The organism is Cupriavidus sp. F041, from assembly GCF_057814235.1.
This window is the reverse complement of record NZ_JBVASY010000002.1, coordinates 3172260-3190590: the sequence shown is the minus strand read 5'-3', so window position 1 is coordinate 3190590 and position 18331 is coordinate 3172260. Positions and strand designations below refer to the sequence as shown.

The 18331-nt window shown below is 67.5% G+C and carries 14 protein-coding genes and 2 pseudogenes; 11 read left to right on the top strand and 5 right to left on the bottom strand.

The annotated features are described in order from the left end of the window. Positions 1-90: 90 nt before the first annotated feature. Positions 91-829 (bottom strand): annotated as a pseudogene (locus tag ACZY0R_RS32120) (anti-sigma factor). Next, entirely contained in the window at positions 826-1428 is a 603-nt protein-coding gene (locus ACZY0R_RS32115) for a sigma-70 family RNA polymerase sigma factor (protein ID WP_488864141.1), read from the bottom strand. The pseudogene ACZY0R_RS32120 and the gene ACZY0R_RS32115 overlap by 4 nt, the downstream one beginning before the upstream one ends. A 224-nt stretch (positions 1429-1652) precedes the next feature. Between ACZY0R_RS32115 and ACZY0R_RS32110 the strand changes: the two genes are divergently transcribed. Beyond that, on the top strand, positions 1653-2270 hold the full coding sequence (locus tag ACZY0R_RS32110) for a ferritin-like domain-containing protein (RefSeq protein ID WP_488866290.1): 618 nt from the start codon (positions 1653-1655) through the stop codon (positions 2268-2270). Positions 2271-2437: 167 nt separating this feature from the next. Here ACZY0R_RS32110 and ppc read toward each other — a convergent pair. After that, a pseudogene (ppc, locus tag ACZY0R_RS32105) lies at positions 2438-5444 on the bottom strand (phosphoenolpyruvate carboxylase). A gap of 79 nt (positions 5445-5523) precedes the next feature. Here ppc and hemC point away from each other — a divergent pair. The 3 genes from hemC to ACZY0R_RS32090 are packed head-to-tail and all read left to right on the top strand — an operon-like array spanning position 5524 to position 9915. Continuing rightward, positions 5524-6528, top strand: coding sequence for a hydroxymethylbilane synthase (gene hemC, locus ACZY0R_RS32100; protein WP_488864139.1), 1005 nt, complete (start codon positions 5524-5526; stop codon positions 6526-6528). A gap of 9 nt (positions 6529-6537) precedes the next feature. Next, positions 6538-8721: a fused uroporphyrinogen-III synthase HemD/membrane protein HemX gene (hemDX, locus tag ACZY0R_RS32095; RefSeq protein ID WP_488864137.1), complete on the top strand. Its 2184-nt coding sequence runs from the start codon at positions 6538-6540 to the stop codon at positions 8719-8721. A gap of 3 nt (positions 8722-8724) precedes the next feature. After that, positions 8725-9915 carry a heme biosynthesis protein HemY gene (locus ACZY0R_RS32090; RefSeq protein WP_488864135.1) on the top strand — a complete coding sequence of 397 codons (1191 nt, stop codon included), beginning with the start codon at positions 8725-8727 and terminating at the stop codon, positions 9913-9915. A 58-nt stretch (positions 9916-9973) separates the two neighbouring features. Here the strand turns inward: ACZY0R_RS32090 and ACZY0R_RS32085 are convergent, their stop codons facing one another. After that, a complete protein-coding gene (locus ACZY0R_RS32085; protein ID WP_488866288.1) occupies positions 9974-11488 on the bottom strand; it encodes a cryptochrome/photolyase family protein in 1515 nt (504 codons plus the stop codon). A 183-nt stretch (positions 11489-11671) separates the two neighbouring features. Here ACZY0R_RS32085 and ACZY0R_RS32080 point away from each other — a divergent pair, with 183 nt between their 5' ends. From ACZY0R_RS32080 to ACZY0R_RS32050, 7 genes are all read left to right on the top strand, one after another. After that, the gene (locus tag ACZY0R_RS32080) at positions 11672-12379 is read left to right on the top strand and encodes a pseudouridine synthase (RefSeq protein WP_488866286.1); all 708 of its coding nucleotides are present in this window, start codon (positions 11672-11674) and stop codon (positions 12377-12379) included. Positions 12380-12484: 105 nt separating this feature from the next. Further along, the gene (locus tag ACZY0R_RS32075) at positions 12485-13057 is read left to right on the top strand and encodes a YqgE/AlgH family protein (protein WP_035863791.1); all 573 of its coding nucleotides are present in this window, start codon (positions 12485-12487) and stop codon (positions 13055-13057) included. Further along, positions 13050-13487 (top strand): Holliday junction resolvase RuvX, encoded by a 438-nt coding sequence (gene ruvX / locus ACZY0R_RS32070; RefSeq protein ID WP_035863793.1) that lies wholly within the window; start codon positions 13050-13052, stop codon positions 13485-13487. Before ACZY0R_RS32075 ends, ruvX begins: the two co-directional genes overlap by 8 nt. Continuing rightward, on the top strand, positions 13484-14011 hold the full coding sequence (gene pyrR / locus ACZY0R_RS32065) for a bifunctional pyr operon transcriptional regulator/uracil phosphoribosyltransferase PyrR (RefSeq protein WP_441624969.1): 528 nt from the start codon (positions 13484-13486) through the stop codon (positions 14009-14011). The genes ruvX and pyrR overlap by 4 nt, the downstream gene beginning before the upstream one ends. A gap of 101 nt (positions 14012-14112) precedes the next feature. Then, positions 14113-15084 (top strand): aspartate carbamoyltransferase catalytic subunit, encoded by a 972-nt coding sequence (locus ACZY0R_RS32060; RefSeq protein WP_276286380.1) that lies wholly within the window; start codon positions 14113-14115, stop codon positions 15082-15084. A 75-nt stretch (positions 15085-15159) separates the two neighbouring features. Continuing rightward, a complete protein-coding gene (locus ACZY0R_RS32055; RefSeq protein ID WP_488864132.1) occupies positions 15160-16434 on the top strand; it encodes a dihydroorotase in 1275 nt (424 codons plus the stop codon). Positions 16435-16498: 64 nt separating this feature from the next. Further along, positions 16499-17347, top strand: a complete 849-nt coding sequence (locus tag ACZY0R_RS32050; RefSeq protein ID WP_488864130.1) for a lysophospholipid acyltransferase family protein — start codon at positions 16499-16501, stop codon at positions 17345-17347. A gap of 24 nt (positions 17348-17371) precedes the next feature. Here the strand turns inward: ACZY0R_RS32050 and ACZY0R_RS32045 are convergent, their stop codons facing one another. Beyond that, the gene (locus ACZY0R_RS32045; protein ID WP_488864128.1) at positions 17372-18208 is read right to left on the bottom strand and encodes a symmetrical bis(5'-nucleosyl)-tetraphosphatase; all 837 of its coding nucleotides are present in this window, start codon (positions 18206-18208) and stop codon (positions 17372-17374) included. Between the last annotated feature and the right edge of the window lie 123 nt (positions 18209-18331).

Sequence of the window (18331 nt, the reverse complement as noted above, 5' to 3'; positions counted from 1 at the left end):
TGGCTCGCAAGCCGGCGGCGGGCCGCGGGGCAAACGAGAAAAATCGGCGAAACCGGGATTATATCGCTGCCGGGCATCTCCCAGCCTTGCCTAAAGCGTGTTGTCGATGATGCGGCCCTTGAACACCACAGGCCCGGTCGGCCCGTTGGGGTCGGGGGAGCCGCCCGGCGGCTCCACGCTGATAGCCAGCGCCGGCACCTTGCCGATCGCCTGCGCCACCGCGAGGCGCAATTGCCGCTGGTGTCCGAGCACGCCGAGGGATTGCGGCTTGCCGCCGTCCGGCAAGGCCCAGAGCTGCAATACCTGCTCGTCGCTCAGCGGCAGGTGATCCAGGCGGCGCAAGGTCAGCGAATGCGAGCGTGCATCCCACGTCACAAGCACGGCGGCTTCGGCGCGGTCGTCGTTCAGCACGGCCACGGCATTGACCAGGGGGCGTGGTATCCAGCTGGCGCGCCATGCGCATATTGAGCCCGATCGCCACCGCAGCCACGGCAGCCGTCGCCAGGGTGACGCCGCGCCAGAAGCCTGGCACGTTCCACAGGCGCCGCCACCAGTGCTCCGGTACGCCAGCCTTGGCGGCCGCGTCGGGCATGGGCTGCCAGCCCAGCCGCTGCTCGATGCCGCACCATACCTTGTCGACCGGCTCGGCGGCGGGCTGCAGTTCCGCGATGCCGGACAGCCGCGCTTGCCAGTGCCCGATCGCGTCGCGGATGGCGGGCTCCTGCCGCGCCTGTTGCTCGAACCGGCGGCGCGCGCCGCCGCGCAACACGCCCAGCGCGTACTGCGCGGCGAGGCGGTCGATCAGGTCGGGGTGGCGGCTGAGATTCATGTCAGGCTTTCCAGGCACATGCGCAGGCGCTCCAGGCCGCGCCGTATCCATGACTTGATGGTGCCCAGCGGTACCTGCAACTGTTCGGACAGTTCGCTATGGCTCATGTCCTTCAGGTAGGCCAGCGAGATCGCCTGCCGCTGCGGCTGCTCCAGCCGTTGCAGGCACTGGTTCAGCGCCCGCGCTTCCTGGCTGGCGAGCGCCAGTTCGGCCGGGCCGGCCGCATCGTCGGCCAGCCACTCGCCCAGGCTGTCGTCCAGTTCCACGGTCTGGCTGGCGCGGGCCGCTGCCTGCCGGCGCAGGCAGTCCAGCGCCCGGTTGCGCACGATGGCCGTCATCCAGGTCATCGGGGCAGCCAGGTGCGGCCGGTAATCGCCGGCGTGATGCCAGATGCTGACGAAACTCTCTTGCACTACGTCCTCGGCCCAGTCATGTCTGTTGGTAATACGCAGCGCGAGGCCAAACAGTTTCGTGGCTGTCTGGTCGTAGAGCTGGCGCAGGGCTTGCCGGTCGCCCAATGCCGCGGCTTGCAGCAAGGCAGCGAGCCGGTCGGCATCGGCCGGCCTGGGGGCAAAGGACGCGTTGGCGGAGGAGGACACCGTTGGGGGATCCTTGGTGAAAACAGGCAAGTGACGTTTCCGGATTATAGGCACGGCTTGCCGCCGGCATGGCATCGATCGCACCGGTTGTTGCATCCGATCGCAATGCCAGTGCGTAGAAGTGAAAGGCGCCGGCATTTCAACGGATTGCCCTCGATAACGCAACGCAATCGAGGCGCCACCTCACCCCAACACAGGAGAACACCATGGAACGCATGCAGTCGATGACCAAGGCGGCGAAGCGCCAGGCTAGCGCGGACACGGATAGCCGCATCCTTGTTGCGCCGGATGCGCGCCGGCGCGGCCTGCTCAAAGTCCCAGGCCTATTTGCGCTTGGATCGCTGGCGGTGATGAGCCTGGGCGAGTCGATGCCCGCCTGGGCGCAGGCCCAGTCCGGCAGCACCAAGGACGATATCGCCATTCTGAATGTAGCCCTCGGGCTGGAATACCAGGCCATCGCGGCTTATCAGGTCGGCGCGGAGAGCGGCCTGCTGCAAAAGCCGGTGCTGGATACCGCGGTCAAGTTCCAGACGCACCACAAGGCGCACGCGCAAGTGCTGGCGGGCACCGTGTCCAAGCTGGGCGGCAGCCCGGTGATGGCGAAGAAGCCGGCCGAGTACAGCTTCCCGACCGACCAGCTCAAGACGCAGGCCGATGTGCTGCGCTTTGCCGCCGGGCTGGAAAAAGGTGCCACCGCGGCTTATCTGGGCGTGCTGCCAAATTTCCATAACCGCGAGCTGACCAAGGCCGCGGGCAGCATCCTGGGCGATGAGGCGATGCATTGGGCGGTGCTGCTGTCCGTGCTCGGCGAAGACCCGGTGCCGGGCGCGTTCGTTGGCTGAGCCGGAGGCGGGAGGTATGCGCCCGCTTGCCGCCTTGGCCGGGACACAAGCTGCTGTAAGGCAAGCCATGCTCTGCGCCGTCCGGCCTGCGGGCCGGACGGGTTCTCCCGCCGTGGTGCCAGCCACCATGGCGGGACTTTTTTGCAACGCCAGGGCGTTGCCTTGCTTCAGCCGCTGTTGCGCAGGCCTGCCGCTACCCCGTTGATGGTCAGGTGGATGCCGCGCCGCACGCGGATGTCGTCGCCATCCTTGCCTGAGCGGTAGCGCTTGAGCAATTCCACCTGCAAGTGGTTGAGCGGGTCCAGGTAGGCGAAGCGGTTCTTGATCGAGCGGGCCAGCAGCGGGTTGTCGGCCAGGCGCTCATGACGGCCGGTGATCAGCGCCAGCATCTCGCAGGTCAGGTGCCACTCGGCGCTGATGCGCGCGAACACGCTCTTGCGCAGCGCGGGATCCTCGCAAAGCTGCGCGTAGCGCGAGGCCACGGCCAGGTCGGTCTTGGCCAGCACCATGTCCATATTGGACAGCAGCGTGGAGAAGAACGGCCAGGTCTTGACCATGCGGCGCAGCGTGGCGACGGCCGCCTTGTGCGCCTTCTCGTCCGGCGCCTCGTCCAGCAGCGCCTTGACCGCGCTGCCGAAACCGTACCAGCCCGGCAGCAGCAGGCGGCACTGGCCCCAGGAAAAGCCCCAGGGAATCGCGCGCAGGTCTTCGATGCGGCGCTGCTTCTTGTCCATCAGCTTGCGCGAAGCCGGACGCGAACCCAGGTTCAGGTCGGCGATCTCGGTGATCGGCGTGGTGGCGAAGAAGTAGTCCTTGAAGCCCGGGGTCTCGTAGACGAGAGCGCGATAGGAGGTGAAAGCGCGATCGGAGAGCTGTTGCATCACCGCTTCGAACGTGACGAGGTCCTTGGGCGCGTTCTGCGTCGGCAGCAGGGAGGCTTCCAGGGTGGCAGCGATCACCGTTTCCAGGTTGCGCCGGCCGATCTCGGCGTTGGCGAACTTGCTGTTGATGATCTCGCCCTGCTCGGTCAGGCGGATCTGCCCGTTGACCGTGCCCGGCGGCTGCGACAGGATGGCCTGGTAGGTCGGGCCGCCGCCACGGCCGACGGTGCCGCCGCGGCCGTGGAACAGGCGCAGCTTGACGCGCCGCGCCTCGAACACCTGCACCAGCGCCAGCTCGGCCTTGTACAGCTCCCAGTTGGAGGTGAGGAAGCCGCCGTCCTTGTTGGAGTCGGAGTAGCCCAGCATCACTTCCTGCTCGCCGCCGTGATGGGCGATCACCGAGGCGAAGCCCGGCAACTCCAGCAGCGACTGCATGATGCCGGCGGCGTTGCGCAGATCCTCGATGGTCTCGAACAGCGGGATCACCATCAGTTCCGGGCGTGCCGGGTCGGTCTTGCTGCCCAGCGTGCCGCGCAGCATGCCGGCCTCCTTCTGCAGCAGCATCACTTCGACCAGGTCCGACAGCGTCTCGGTGTGCGAGATGATGTAGTTGCGGGCCACGCGCGCGCCGTAGCGGGCGCGTAGCTCGCGGGCCATGTTCAGGATGGCCAGCTCGCTGCGGGTCTGCTCGGAATAGGTATGCCAGGGCAGGGTCAGCAGGCGCGGCTGGCGCAGCTCGGCCAGCAGCAGTTCCAGCTTGCGCGCTTCCGTCAGGGCGGCATAGTTGGCCTCCACACCAGCGGCGGCGAACAGTTCCGTGATCACGGCCTCGTGCACGTCGGACACCTGGCGCATGTCGATCGACGCCAGGTGGAAGCCGAACACGGCGATGGCCTTGGCCAGCGCGTCGATGCGGGTGCGTGCCAGCGCCTCGCCGTGGTGGGCGCGCAGCGAGTCGATCACGACCTGCACGTCGGCGCCGAAGGACTGCGCGTCGGCATAGGGTGCGGCGTCGGCCACCGGGTGGCGAGGCGCGGCATGCCCGGTGACGGCCAGGCAGGTTGCCGCCAGGCGCGCATAGATGCCGATCAGGGCGCGCCGGTACGGCTCGTCGGCGCGGTGCTCGGAATGGTCGGGCGAGGCTTCGGCCAGCGCCAGCAGTTCCGGGCTCGCTTCCACCATCAGGCTCGACATCGACAGCTCCGCGCCCAGCACGTGGACTTCGTCCAGGTACCACTCCAGGATCAGCGCGGACTGCTTGCTGGCAGCCTGCTCCAGCGTGTCGGCGGTGACGTTGGGGTTGCCGTCGCGGTCGCCGCCGATCCACGAGCCCATCTGGAAGAAGGGCGCGAGCTGGGTCGAGGCGGCCGGCGCGGCCTTATTCTTGCGCGTGGCGGGGAACACCGCGGCGATGTCCTCTTCCAGTTCGCTCATCAACTGCGGGATGCCGCGCAGGAAGCAGGTACGGTAGTAGGACAGCGCGTTCTCGATCTCGTCAACCACCATCAGCCGCGTATTGCGCAGCATGCGGGTTTTGCCACAGCGTGGTGACGCGGGCGCGCAGCAGCGCGGTGTTGTGATCGCGCTCGCGCGCCGTCATCGGCAGATCGCGCTCGGACAGCAGGCGGGCGATCTCGCGCTCGGCGTCGAGAATACTCTTGCGCTGGACTTCGGTCGGGTGGGCGGTGAGCACCGGCACGATCAGCGCTTCGTCGAAGAACTTGCGCAACGTCTTGCCGGTCACGCCGGCCGCGTCGATGGCCTGCAGCGCGTGCGCCAGGCTGCCCGGCTGCGGCGGCGAACCGGCCAGTGCGTGCACGCGCCGGCGGCGGTTGTGGTGCTGGTCCTCGGCGATATTGGCCAGGTGCGAGAAATAGCTGAAGGCACGCACCACTGAGTTGGTCTGGTCGCGCGACAGGCGCTTGAGCAGGCGGTCCAGTTCGGCGCCGGCGGCGCGGTCGTTCTCGCGGCGGAAGCGCACGGCGGTCTGGCGGATGGTCTCGACCACCTCGAAGGCGGCGTCGCCTTCCTGCTCGCGTACGCACTCACCCAGCAAACGGCCCAGGAAGCGGATGTCCTCGCGCAGGGGTACGTCCTTGTCACTGGCGCGCCGCGCCGGGGTGCTTGCCGCAGGCTTCGCGACGGCGGCGCGCTTGCGGCTGGCGGTCTTGGCAGATGGAGTGGCTGGGGTACTTGCGGGAACCAAAGCGGAAGCTACTACGGTATCGGGGGCGTCTGCCCGGCTGGCGGTTGGCTTACGCCGGCCGGCGGGGCGCGCAGCTTGCTGCGTCATGCAATCTCCTGTCGTCTCTTATTTAATGTCTGCTGTCTATTGGCCCGGAGCCGCTTGGGGTGCGTGCTAACATTCGCGGATGCAAGCATCCGTCCCCCCGTCTTCCTCCAGCGCTGCGCCGCGCAAGCTAGTCATCGCCTCCCGCGAAAGCCGTCTGGCTATGTGGCAGGCCGAGCATGTGCGTGCTGCGTTGCAACAATACTATCCCGCGTGCGATGTGTCCATTCTCGGAATGACTACGCGCGGAGATCAGATTCTAGACCGTACCTTGTCCAAAGTCGGCGGCAAGGGCCTGTTTGTAAAGGAACTCGAGATCGCGATGGCCGAAGGCCGCGCCGACCTCGCCGTGCACTCCCTGAAAGATGTGCCGATGGAGTTACCTGAAGGCTTTGCCCTGGCTGCCATCATGGAACGCGAGGATCCGCGAGACGCGCTGGTTTCGGCCCGCTTCGGCTCGCTCGAAGACATGCCAGCAGGTACCGTGGTCGGCACTTCCAGCCTGCGCCGCGAGGCCGCGCTGCGCACCCGCTACCCGCATCTTGTGATCCAGCCGCTGCGTGGCAATCTCGACACCCGGCTCGGCAAGCTCGATCGCGGCGATTATGGCGCCATCATCCTGGCCGCCGCCGGCCTCAAGCGCCTGGGCCTGGGCGATCGCATCCGCGCCGTGCTCGATCCCGTCAGCTCGCTGCCGGCCGCGGGGCAGGGCGCGCTTGGCATCGAGATTCCGGCCGGCCGTCCTGAGCTGGCCGCCTGGCTGGCACCGCTCAACCATGCGCCCAGCGCGCTGGCCGTTACCGCCGAGCGCGCCGTGTCGCGCATGCTGGGCGGTTCCTGCCAGGTGCCATTGGCAGCCCACGCAAGCTGGGATGGCGCAACGCTGAAGATCGAGGCCTTCGTGGCGTTGCCCGACGGCAGCCGCAGCGTGCGGGCCCGGTCCGAAGCGGTGGTTGAGGGTGCCGATGCACCCCGCCAGGCGGAAGCGCTCGGCAAGGCCGTCGCCCAGGATCTGCTGGGACAAGGCGCAGCCGAGATCCTGGCGACGCTGGCGGATCCCGCCTCCCATCAAGCTCCTCCTGCCTGAGACCGGCCCATGCCCCGCCCGACCGTCGTTGTAACACGACCCGCCGGGCAGTCCCGGCACCTTACCGAGGCCTTGTCGGCCGCGGGCCTGGACGTGCTTGGCTTTCCCCTGCTGGCGATCGGCCCCGCGGCCGACGATGCGCCCTTGCGCGCGGCGCTGGCGCAACTGGCGAACTTTGCGCTGGTGGTCTTTGTCAGCCCCAATGCGGTGGCTTTCGCGCTTGACGCGCTGGCCCAGGTTCAGGACAACCCGGTAGCGCAATGGCCTGAATCCGTGCCGGTAGCCGTGGTCGGCCCGGCCAGCGTGGCCGCACTGGCCGAGCGTGGCATTGCCGCGCCTGCCTGCCGGGTGATCGCGCCCGCCGGCTGCACGACCGGCCATGAGGCCGACAACGGTGATGCCGCCAATGGTGGCGAAGGCGCCGAAGCCCGCTTCGATTCCGAGGCGCTGTGGCAGCAACTCGAGGCCCAGCTTGATGCCGGCGCCCTGCAAGGGCGCCAGGTCCTGATCATCCGTGGCAACGGGGGACGCGACTGGCTGGCCGAACGCCTGCGCAGCGCGGGCGCCGAGGTGCACGCGGTCGAGGCCTACCAGCGCTCCGTCCCCGCGCCCGGCAGCATGCAATGGCAGGCCGTGCGCGACGGCCTCAAGCCGGGCGCGCCGCCGCAGGCGTGGCTGCTGACCAGTTCCGAGGCGGTGCGCAATCTCGATGAAATGGCGCGCCAGGCGCTGAGCCCGCAAGAACTGGCTTGCCTGCGCCAGGTGCAGTGCATCGCGCCCCATGCGAGAATCGCCGAACAGGCCCAGGCCCTGGGGTTCTCGCACCTGCTGCGCGCGGCGCCGGGGGACGATGGCCTGCTGGCGGCTTGCCGCCAGTGGGCGCAGGCGCATGCCGGTCCGCCGGAGCCGATGCCTGCGCCACCGGTCGCCCCGGCGTCAGTCCCGGCCGTGGCACCGCCGCCGGTGCTTGCGCCGGACCCGCTAATCAATCCACCGCCCGCAACGTCAACGAAGGTCGATCGCGTGACGCAAGACAATACCGCTCCTCCCGCCTCCAGTCCGCCCCCCGCGGCTGGTGCCCCGCTGCCCGTCCGCGGCACGCCTCGCATCAACCCGTGGTGGGTGCTGCTGCTCCTGTTGATCCTCGCCATTGGTGGCGGGTTCTGGTGGTTGCAGCAGCGCGTCGACCACCTGACCCAGGAGCTGGCGCGGCGCCAGCAGAGCAACGATGCGCTGGTGCAGGAAACCCGCGTGCTGTCGCGCAATGCGCAGGAAACCGTGAAGGAGTTGCAGGCCAAGGTTGGCGCGCTGGACGGGCAGGTGGGCGAGGCGCGCGACAAGCAAGCCGCGCTGGAGCAGGTCTACCAGGACCTGATGCGCAACCGTGACGACTGGGAGATCGCGGAGATCCAGCAACTGCTGACCAACGCGGGCCAGCAACTGCAGCTGACAGGCAATGTGCAGGTCGCGCTGGCGGCGCTGCAAAGCGCCGATACGCGCCTGGCACGCACTGACAAGCCGCAATACAACCTGCTGCGCCGGGCCATCGCACGCGATGTGGCGCGCATGAAAGCCGTGCCGGATACCGACCTGACCGGCGCCGCCATCAAGCTCGACGAAGCCATCAACCAGATCGACACGCTGCCACTGCTGTCGAGCGAGCGCATGCTCGAGCGCAGCGAAGCCGATGCGCGCAAATCGGACGCAAAGGCAGAGGTGGCCGAAAAAGCGGAAAAAACCGATAAGGCCGATACGGCCGCAAAGGCAGCCACCGGCAAGGGCGCCAGGAATGCCGCCAAGGCCGAGCCGGCACTGGCCGGCAACACGGTCGGCAAATGGTTTGGCGGCCTGTGGACCAGCGTGCGCGACGAGCTGATGCAGGTTATCCGCATCCGGCGCGTGGACGATGCCCAGGCCTTGCTGCTGACCGGCGACCAGGGCTGGTTCCTGCGCGAGAACGTCAAGCTGCGCCTGCTCAATGCCCGGTTGGCGCTGCTGTCGCGCAACGAGCCGGTGTTCCGCAATGACCTTGCGGCCGCGCAAGCCATGCTGGGGCGCTATTTCGACACCAAGTCGCGCCGCGTGCAGGCCGCGCTGACCCTGCTCAAGCAGGCCCAGGCTGGTGCCGTCACGGTGCAGTTGCCGACCATGGCGGAAAGCCTCGGCGCGCTGCAGGCACTCAAGAAGGAGTAGCGCATGCGGCTTCTTTTCTGGGTGGCTATCCTGTTTGGCGGCGCGGTCGGGCTGGCGCTGTTCTCGCAATTCAACCAAAGCAACGTGGTCCTGTTCTACCCGCCTTACCGGGTCGAACTCTCGCTGAACCTGGCACTGGCGTTGCTGCTGCTGACGTTCTTCGTGGTCTGGACCATCCTCACCACCGTGCGGCACCTGTCCGAGATGCCGGCGCGCGCCGCCGCGTATCGCGAGCGCAGCCGCATGAACCGGGCGCAGGCCGCCTTGCGCGAGGCGATCGAGAACCTCTTCGCCGGCCGTTTCGCCCGCGCCGAACGCACCGCGCGTGAAGCCCAGGCCTGGCCCGAGCAGGCCCAGACCGCGGCGCTGATCGGCGCGCGCGCGGCACACCGCATGCAGGAAACCGAGCGGCGCGATGCCTGGATGGCGCAGGTGACCGATCCCGAGCGCGAACAGGCGCGGCTGGTGTCGATGGCCGAGTTGCTGGTCGACGCGCGCGATGCCGACGGCGCGCTGGAAACCATCGCCCAACTGCAGGCGCAGGGCGCGCGCCAGATCCACGTGCAGCGTATCGCGCTGCGGGCCCACCAGCACCTGAAGAACTGGACCGAAGTCCTGCGCCTGGCGCGCTCGCTGGAAAAGCGCAATGCGCTGCATCCGGTGCTGGCGCTGCGTCTCAAACAGATGGCCTGCGAAGCCCTGCTGGAAGAGCGCCGCCACGACGGCGACGCGCTGCATGACTTCTGGCGCTCGCTATCGACCGACGAACGGCGCGCGGCCCGCATCGCCGAACCCGCGGCGCGCTATTTCGCCGCGCTGGGCCGGCAGGATGAGGCGCGCAAGATTGTCGAGGATGCGCTCAAGGTCAACTGGGATAGCCGGCTGGTATTGCGCTATGCGGAGTGCGCCGAGCCGGGACGTGCGCTGCCGCAGATCCAGCAGGCGGAGAAATGGCTGGCGCAGCATCCGGTTGATGCGGACCTTTACTTCACGCTGGGTGTGCTTTGCCTTGGAGAGAAGCTGTGGGGCAAGGCGCAGTCGAGTTTTGAGCGGGCGTTGCGCTATGCGGATGTGGACTCGCAGCGCAGGCTGCGGGTTCGGGCGCATCTGGCGCTGGCCAAGATGTTTGAGGAAACCGAGCGGCCCGACGAGGCGCAGAAGCACTATCGGGAGAGTGCGATTCTGGCGGCGTGAGGGTTTGGTTGAGGGGGCTCCCCTCTCCCCCTGAGGGGAGAGCTGCGTCTCGGGTTTTTCAGGCCGTCCCAATCCCGGCCTTCTCCTTCACCACCGCATACCGCGCCAATGTCTCCTTCCGGGCAACGTCATGCTGGACGATGGGCCGCGGGTAGTGTTCCCCGAGCCTGATTCCGGCCGCCAGCAGCACGTCCTCCGAAGCCGTCCACGGCGCATGTATGTACTTGTCCGGCAACCGCGCCAGTTGCGGCAGGTACTTCCGGATAAACCGTCCCTGCGGATCGAACTTTTCCGATTGCGTGGTCGGGTTGAAGATCCGGAAGTAGGGCTGGGCATCGCAGCCCGTGGACGCGGCCCACTGCCAGCCGCCATTGTTTGCCGAGAAATCGAAGTCGTTCAGCTGGTCGGCAAAGTACTGCTCCCCCCGCCGCCAGTCCACGCCCAGATCCTTGACCAGGAAACTCGCCACCACCATCCGCAGCCGGTTGTGCATGTAACCGCTTTGCCGGATCTGCAGCATGGCCGCGTCCACCAGCGGATAGCCGGTCCGCGCGTCACACCAGGCCTGGAAATAGCGCTCGCCGGTCTCGCCGCCGAGCCAGCGGATGGTGTCGTAGCCGGCGTGGAAGGCATGGCCCCCGGCAACGCGCGGATGGTGGTGCAGGATCATGAAATAGAAATCCCGCCAGATCAGTTCCGATAGCCAGGTAGCGGCGCCCGCGCTTTCCGCGCCGCCGCGCAGCATGGCGGCGTGGGCGGCGCGGGCCAGCGTGCGGATCGACAGGGTGCCAAAGCGCAGGTGGACCGACAGGTAGCTCGGGCCGCGCAGGGCGGGGAAGTCGCGCCGGTGCGCGTAGTCGCCCATGCGGCAGGAGAACTCGTCGAATAGCGCGTGGGCGCCGGGGCTGCCGGCGGGCATGGCGATCTCGGCGAGGTTGGAGGGAGCGAATCCCAGAGACGCCAGTGCAGGCAGCGGCCGCGTATACGGCCGGGGTACGGGAGCCAGCGTTTTCAGATACGGCCCGACCGGATAGGGCTTGAGGTCGAACGGCAGCAGCGCCTTGAGCCAGGCGTTCTTATAGGGCGTGAATACCGAGAATGGCTTGCCCTGGCCGGTCAGGATCTCATCCCGCTCGAAGATCACCTGGTCCTTGAAGGTAAAGAAGGCGCAGGACTGGTCCGCGAGCGTTTGCCGCACCTCGGCATCGCGGGCCTGCGCGGCGGGTTCGTAGTCATGGTTGGCGAACACGGCTTCGGCGCCCAGTTCGGCGGCCAGCGCGGGAACGGCCTTGCGCGCGTGGTCGTGCAGCACGATCAGGCCACCGCCGGCGGCGCGCAGGGCGGCATCGAGGGGTGCCAGCGAGGCGAGAATGAATGCCACCCGACGGTCGGCGGCCAGGTCGCGTGCCAGCAGCGGATCCAGGATCTCGCGGTCGAATACGAACAAGCACCATACCTGGCGGCAGTGCTTGAGGGCATAATGCAGCGCCGCGTGATCGTCGGCGCGCAGGTCGCGCCGGAACCAGGCCAGCCCGCGCGCGAACCGCCGGCCGATCCGGTAGGGCTGGCGCATATCGGCGGTGGGCGAGGGCAAGATCGGACGCTCCGGAAACGGGCAGAAGAAGCCTGTTACCCTACCATACCGGCAGGGGGGCGCCGCACCGCGGACAGCCCCCGGCAAGCCGGGCAGAGGCGCGGCTCCGGCGGCGCCGCACCAGTAATCCAGAATTCAGATATCAAGAAGCAAGCCATGGCCATGACACTCGACCGCATCCTTCAATCCCAGGGCTTCGGGACCCGCCGCTATTGCGGCGACCTGATCGGCGCCGGCCTGGTGGAGGTCGACGGCGTCCTGTGCGAGGATCCCGGCGCAAAGTTCGAAGTCGACGGACTGCGCCTGACCGTGGACGGCGAGGAGTGGATCGGCCACACCAAGGCCTACCTGCTGCTGAACAAGCCGGTGGGCTACGAATGCTCGCAACGGCCGCGGCACCATCCCAGCGTGTACAACCTGCTGCCCGTGCCGCTGCGCCAGCGCGAGGTGCAGGCGGTGGGGCGGCTGGACCAGGACACCACCGGCCTGCTGCTGCTGTCGGACGACGGCCAGTTCATCCATGCCCAGACTTCGCCCAAGAAGAAGGTACCCAAGGTCTACGAGGTGACAACAGCCGAGCCGGTCACCCAGGCGCAGGTCGATGCCCTGCTGGCGGGCGTGAAGCTGGACGACGAACCCGTGTCGATCGCTGCCTCCGCCTGCGAGGCCACCGGCGAGCGCAGCCTGCGCCTCAGCCTGACCGAAGGCAAATACCATCAGGTCAAGCGGATGGTGGCCGCGGCCGGCAACCATGTGGAAGCCCTGCACCGCAGCGCCATCGGCGGGCTCGTGCTGGAGCCGACGCTGGCGCTGGGCGAGTGGCGCTGGCTCACGCCGGAAGACCTGGCCGCGCTCACGCGCAAAGAGTAGGGAAGAGGGCCGGCAGGAAAGCGCACCGGGAAGCGTCGGGATGCTGCAATGCGGCATTCGCGAATCTTTTCCGGAAGGATGGCAACGATTTGATAAAATGCAGGGATGGCGACGCTGGAAGCCCCAATCAATCTCACCAATCAGTTCCTGATTGCCATGCCCGGCATGGCAGACCCGACTTTTTCGGGTTCCGTCGTCTACTTGTGCGAGCACAATGACCGCGGCGCGCTGGGCCTGGTGATCAATCGGCCTATCGACATCGATATGGCCACCTTGTTCGACAAGATCGACCTCAAGCTGGAGATCCAGCCGGTGGCGCAGCAGCCCGTCTACTTCGGCGGGCCGGTGCAGACCGAGCGGGGCTTCGTGCTGCACGATCCGGTCGGCATCTACGTCTCGTCCCTGGCCGTGCCGGGCGGACTGGAGATGACCACCTCAAAGGACGTGCTGGAGGCCGTGGCCAACGGCAGCGGCCCGCACCGCTTCCTGCTCACGCTCGGCTATGCCGGCTGGGGCGCGGGGCAGCTCGAGGAAGAACTCAGCCGCAATGGCTGGCTGACTGTCCAGGCCGATCCCGAAATCATCTTCAGCGTGCCGCCCGAGGAACGCTTTGCCGCCGCCATCCGCCTGCTGGGCATCGATTTCACCATGCTCTCGGGCGAGGCCGGGCATGCCTGAGGCAGGGGCGGCGCCAGCGCCGCGCCCGCTGCCCACCGACGGCACCGTCCTGGCATTCGATTACGGCGAAAAAAAGATCGGCGTCGCGCTTGGCAACTTTGTCACGCGCGAGGCCCGTGCGCTTGTCATCATCCCCAACATCACAGTGGAAGGCCGCTTCGAGGCCGTGACCGCGCTCATCAAGGAATGGGCGCCGGTGCAACTGGTGGTGGGCATGCCTGTCAACCCGGACGGCACCGAGCAGCCATCGATGCGGCTCGCGCGCCGCTTCGGCAATCAGCTGCACGGCCGCTTCGGGCTGCCGGTGGAGTGGGTGGACGAGCGTTACACGTCGATCGCCGCCGAGATGGCCGGCGCCCGCAAGGGCGCGCTCGACGCCGAGGCCGCCAGCATCATCCTGCAACAGTACTTCGACCAGCATCCGCTATGACCCAGACTTCCTCTCCCGACGCCGAGGCGCTCTACCATGCGCTGCGTGACCAGGTGCAGGCCGCGCTGCCCGCCGCCGAACGCGCGCAATGGTCGGTAGCCGGCATCTACTCCGGCGGCGCCTGGATTGCCGAGCGGCTCGCCGCGGACCTGCAGCTGGCGGCCCACGGCGTCATCAACGTCGCCTTCCACCGCGACGACTATGCCAAGAAGGGCCTGCATAGCCAGGCCCAGCCGACCACGCTGCCCTTCGACGTGCAGGACCGCAAGATCCTGCTGATCGACGATGTGCTGGCCACCGGCCGCACCATCCGCGCCGCCGTCAACGAATTGTTCGACTATGGCCGCCCCGCGCGCGTGGCGCTGGCGGTGCTGGTCGATCGCGGCGGACGCGAACTGCCGGCGGCTGCCGATTTCGTCGCCGCGCACGTCGACCTGCCACCCGGTACCACGCTGGTCCTGTCGCACGAGGGTACCGGCGCGGACATGCGCTTTGCCTTTGCCAACGAGGCCACCGGCAACTAAGCCTGCCCAGCCAGACACGCGCCCCGCGCCCCGGTAACGGGGCGCCAGAACCGCACGCTCCAGACCAGTCAATCGCCACCGCCCGGCCCTTTCTACCTGCCATGATCAAGACGTTCCGCAACCCGCAACTGACCAAGAACGGCGAGCTCAAGCATTTGCTTTCGATCGAGGGCTTGTCGCGCGAGATGGTCGCGCACATCCTCGACACTGCCAGCCAGTTCGTCTCTCTGTCCGACTCGGACCGCGATGTGAAGAAGGTGCCGCTGTTGCGCGGCAAAAGCGTGTTCAACCTGTTCTTCGAGAACTCCACGCGCACCCGCACCACCTTCGAGATCGCCGCCAAGCGGCTATCGGCGGATGTGCTGAACCTGAACATCAACGCCTCGTCCACCAGCAAGGGCGAATCGCTGCTCGACACCATCAACAACCTGTCGGCGATGTCGGCCGACATGTTCGTGGTGCGCCACGCCAGTTCCGGCGCGCCCTACCTGATCGCCGAGCATGTCGCGCCGCATGTGCATGTCATCAACGCCGGCGACGGCCGTCACGCGCACCCCACGCAGGGGCTGCTCGACATGTACACCATCCGCCATTACAAGAAGGACTTCACCAACCTGACGGTCGCGATCGTGGGAGACATCCTGCACTCCCGCGTGGCGCGCTCCGACATCCATGCGCTGACCACGCTGGGCGTGCCTGAAGTGCGCGCCATCGGCCCGCGCACGCTGCTGCCCTCGGGGCTGGAGCAGATGGGTGTGCGCGTCTTCCACAATATGGAAGAGGGGCTCAAGGGCGTGGACGTGGTGATCATGCTGCGCCTGCAGAACGAGCGCATGAGCGGGGCGCTGCTGCCGTCGGCGCAGGAGTACTTCAAGGCCTACGGCCTGACGCCGGAGCGCCTGGCGCGGGCGAAGCCCGATGCCATCGTGATGCACCCCGGCCCGATGAACCGCGGCGTGGAGATCGACTCCGCCGTGGCGGACGGCCCGCAATCCGTGATCCTCAACCAGGTGACCTTCGGCATTGCGGTACGCATGGCCGTGATGGGCATCGTGGCCGGAAACCACGACTGATATCGCGACTGATAGCGCCCGGCCGACAAGGTCCAGGCAAGCCAGAACAACCGAATACAAGCCAAGCGACACGATATGAAGATCCACATCAAGGGCGGCCGCCTGATCGACCCGGCCGCGAACGTCGATGCGCAGCAAGACCTTTACATCGCCGCCGGCAAGGTCGTCGGCGTGGGCAGCGCGCCGGCGGACTTCAATGCCAACAAGACCATCGACGCGACCGGGCTGATCGTCTGCCCCGGTCTGGTCGACCTCTCCGCGCGCCTGCGCGAGCCCGGGTATGAGTACAAGGCCACACTGGAATCCGAAGTGGCGGCAGCCACCGCCGGCGGCGTGACCAGCCTGGTCTGCCCGCCCGACACCGACCCCGTGCTCGACGAGCCCGGCCTGGTCGAAATGCTCAAGTACCGCGCCCGCACGCTCAACCAGACCCACGTCTACCCGCTGGGCGCGCTGACGCTGGGCCTGAAGGGCGAGACGCTGACCGAGATGTCGCAACTGACCGAGGCCGGCTGCATCGGCTTCTCGCAGGCCGAGGCGCCGATCCGGAATACCCAGGTGCTGCTGCGCGCGCTGCAGTACGCGCAGACCTTCGGCTTCACGGTATGGCTGCGCCCGGAAGATCCCTACCTCGGGGGCGGCGTGGCCGCCAGCGGCGCGGTGGCATCGCGCCTGGGCCTGTCCGGCATGTCGGTGATTGCCGAGACGGTGCGCCTGCACACCATCTTCGAGCTGATGCGCAGCAGTGGCGCGCGCGTGCACCTGTGCAGGCTGTCTTCGGCTGCCGGCATCGAACTGGTGCGCCAGGCCAAGCGCGAAGGCCTCGCGGTGAGTTGCGACGTCAACATCCATCACGTGTCGCTGACCGACATGGATATCGGTTACTTCAACTCGCAGATGCGCTTCTCGCCGCCGCTGCGCAGCGCGCGTGATCGCGACGCCATCGTGGCAGGTCTTGCCGATGGCACCATCGACGCCCTGTGCTCGGACCACACCCCGGTGGACGACGATGAAAAACTGCTGCCCTTCGCCGAGGCCTCGCCCGGCGCCACCGGGCTGGAGTTGCTGCTGCCGCTGACGCTGCGCTGGGCCGAGGAACACAAGGTTCCGCTGTCCAAGGCGCTGGCGCGCATCACCGCCGAACCGGCCCGCGTGCTGGGCCTGGCGGCCGGCACGCTGAGCGCGGGCAGCGCGGCCGATATCTGCATCTTCCATCCCGAGCAGGAGTGGAAGGTCGAGCGGCGCGTGCTCAAGAGCCAGGGCAAGAATTCGCCGTGGCTGGGCTACGACATGCGTGGCCGCGTGCGCGCCACGCTGGTCGGCGGCCACGTCGTCTACGAACTGCACTGAGCGTCATGCCGGGCCGAGTGGACACGGGCAAGACGATTGACGCAGGCCCGCCGGCGGGGATTGCATGATCTGGCTACGGAAAGCCGCGTTGATCCTGCACCTGCTGCGCGGCATGGTCACCTGCGCCGTGCTGTTCCCGTGGCTGGGTGTCGAGTCGCGCCAGTGGCATATCCGGCGCTGGTCGCGCCGGCTGCTGGGGATCTGCGGGATCACGGTCGAGGTGCAGGGGCTGCAGCCTGGGCAGGCGCCGCCGCATGGCGCCATGGTGGTTTGCAACCACATTTCGTGGCTGGACATCTACGTCATCAACACCTGGCAGCCCGTGCGCTTCGTGGCCAAGTCGGAAATCCGCGACTGGCCCGTGATCGGCTGGCTGTGCGCGCAGACCGGCACCATCTTTATCGAACGTGCGCGCAAACGCGATGCGCACCGCGTGCTGCACGCCATTACCGACGTGATGCTGCAGGGCGACCTGGTTTGCGTGTTTCCCGAGGGGACGACCACGGATGGCGCCAGCGTGCTGCCGTTCCACGCCAACCTGATGCAGGCGCCGATCTCGGGTGGGCTGCCGGTGCAGCCGGTCGGGTTGGCCTACCTGGATGCCGCGACCGGCCAGCCGACCACAGCACCGGCGTATATCGGCGACCTGACCCTGCTGCAGACACTTGACGCCATCTTGCGGGCGCCGCCGATCATCGCCAGGCTGTGCTTCGCGCCAGCCCTGACCGCCACCAGCGCCAGCCGGCGCGAACTGGCTGAGGCCGCCCGGGAAGTGGTAACCCACCTGAGCCAGGGTGCGCAACAACATGCCGCCGAACTGGCGGGGCGGGTCAATGGCGGCGCCGGCAACGAACGTGCCTTCGGCGAAGTGGGTGAGGGGACGGGTTCACCCGAGCCGGCTGCCACGCCGTAAGCCAGCCCTTGCGCGGCCGCTGGGTCAGGCGAGCGGATCGCAGTATTGCGGACAGTCCACCTGGATCAGCGAGCGCTGCGCCGGATCCGTCGCCAGCCGCGCCGCTGTGAGCTTGCCGCCCCAGACGCAGCCCGTGTCCAGCGCCATGAGGTTGGGGCGCATCACCAGCCCAAGCGTGGACCAGTGTCCGCAAACCACGGTGGTGTCTTGGGTCAGGCGGCCGGGGACGTCGAACCAGGGCATATGGCCCGTCGGCGTGCCGCCGGGACCTTCCTTGCTCTTCAGGTCCATCACCCCGTCCGCGCTGCAGAAGCGCAGGCGGGTGAGGGCGTTGACCACGACGCGGTGACGTTCGATGCCGCGCAGGCCTGCATCCCATCGAACTGCCGCGTTCCCGAAGATGTCGGCCAGGAAAGCCTGCCAGTTGGGGCCGCGCAGCGCTTGCTCCACTTCCGCTGCCAGCTCCATGGTCTGCTCGGCCGTCCATTGGGGCAGTACGCCGGCGTGCACAAGCAGGAAACCGTTTTCAAGGATGGCCAATGGGCGGTGCCTTAGCCATGTGAGCAAATCATCGCAATCCGGGGCTTCAAGAATATCGTCCAGGGTGTCGCTGCGGCCGCGCTTGCGTACGCCGGCAGCCACGGCAAGCAGGTGGATATCATGATTGCCGAGCACGGATTCGGCGCGCTCGCCAAGCTGGCGGACCAGGCGCAGCGTGCGCGCCGAGGCCGGGCCGCGGTTGACCAGGTCGCCTACGAAGCGGAGCTGGCTGTCGGCCGGTAAGCGCTGGAAAAGGAGTTCGTCAAGCGAACCCGCGCAACCCTGGAGGTCGCCTACAGCAAAATGATGTGTATTGTTCACAAAAATAAATTGCCTGAATGATCACACACGTAAACTGGTTCGAATTGGCAACATTGTGCTGAAATTTCCGATGGGACGTTACAACAGGCTACAAAAAGATGCCTGTTCCGGGTAAGGCCCCGT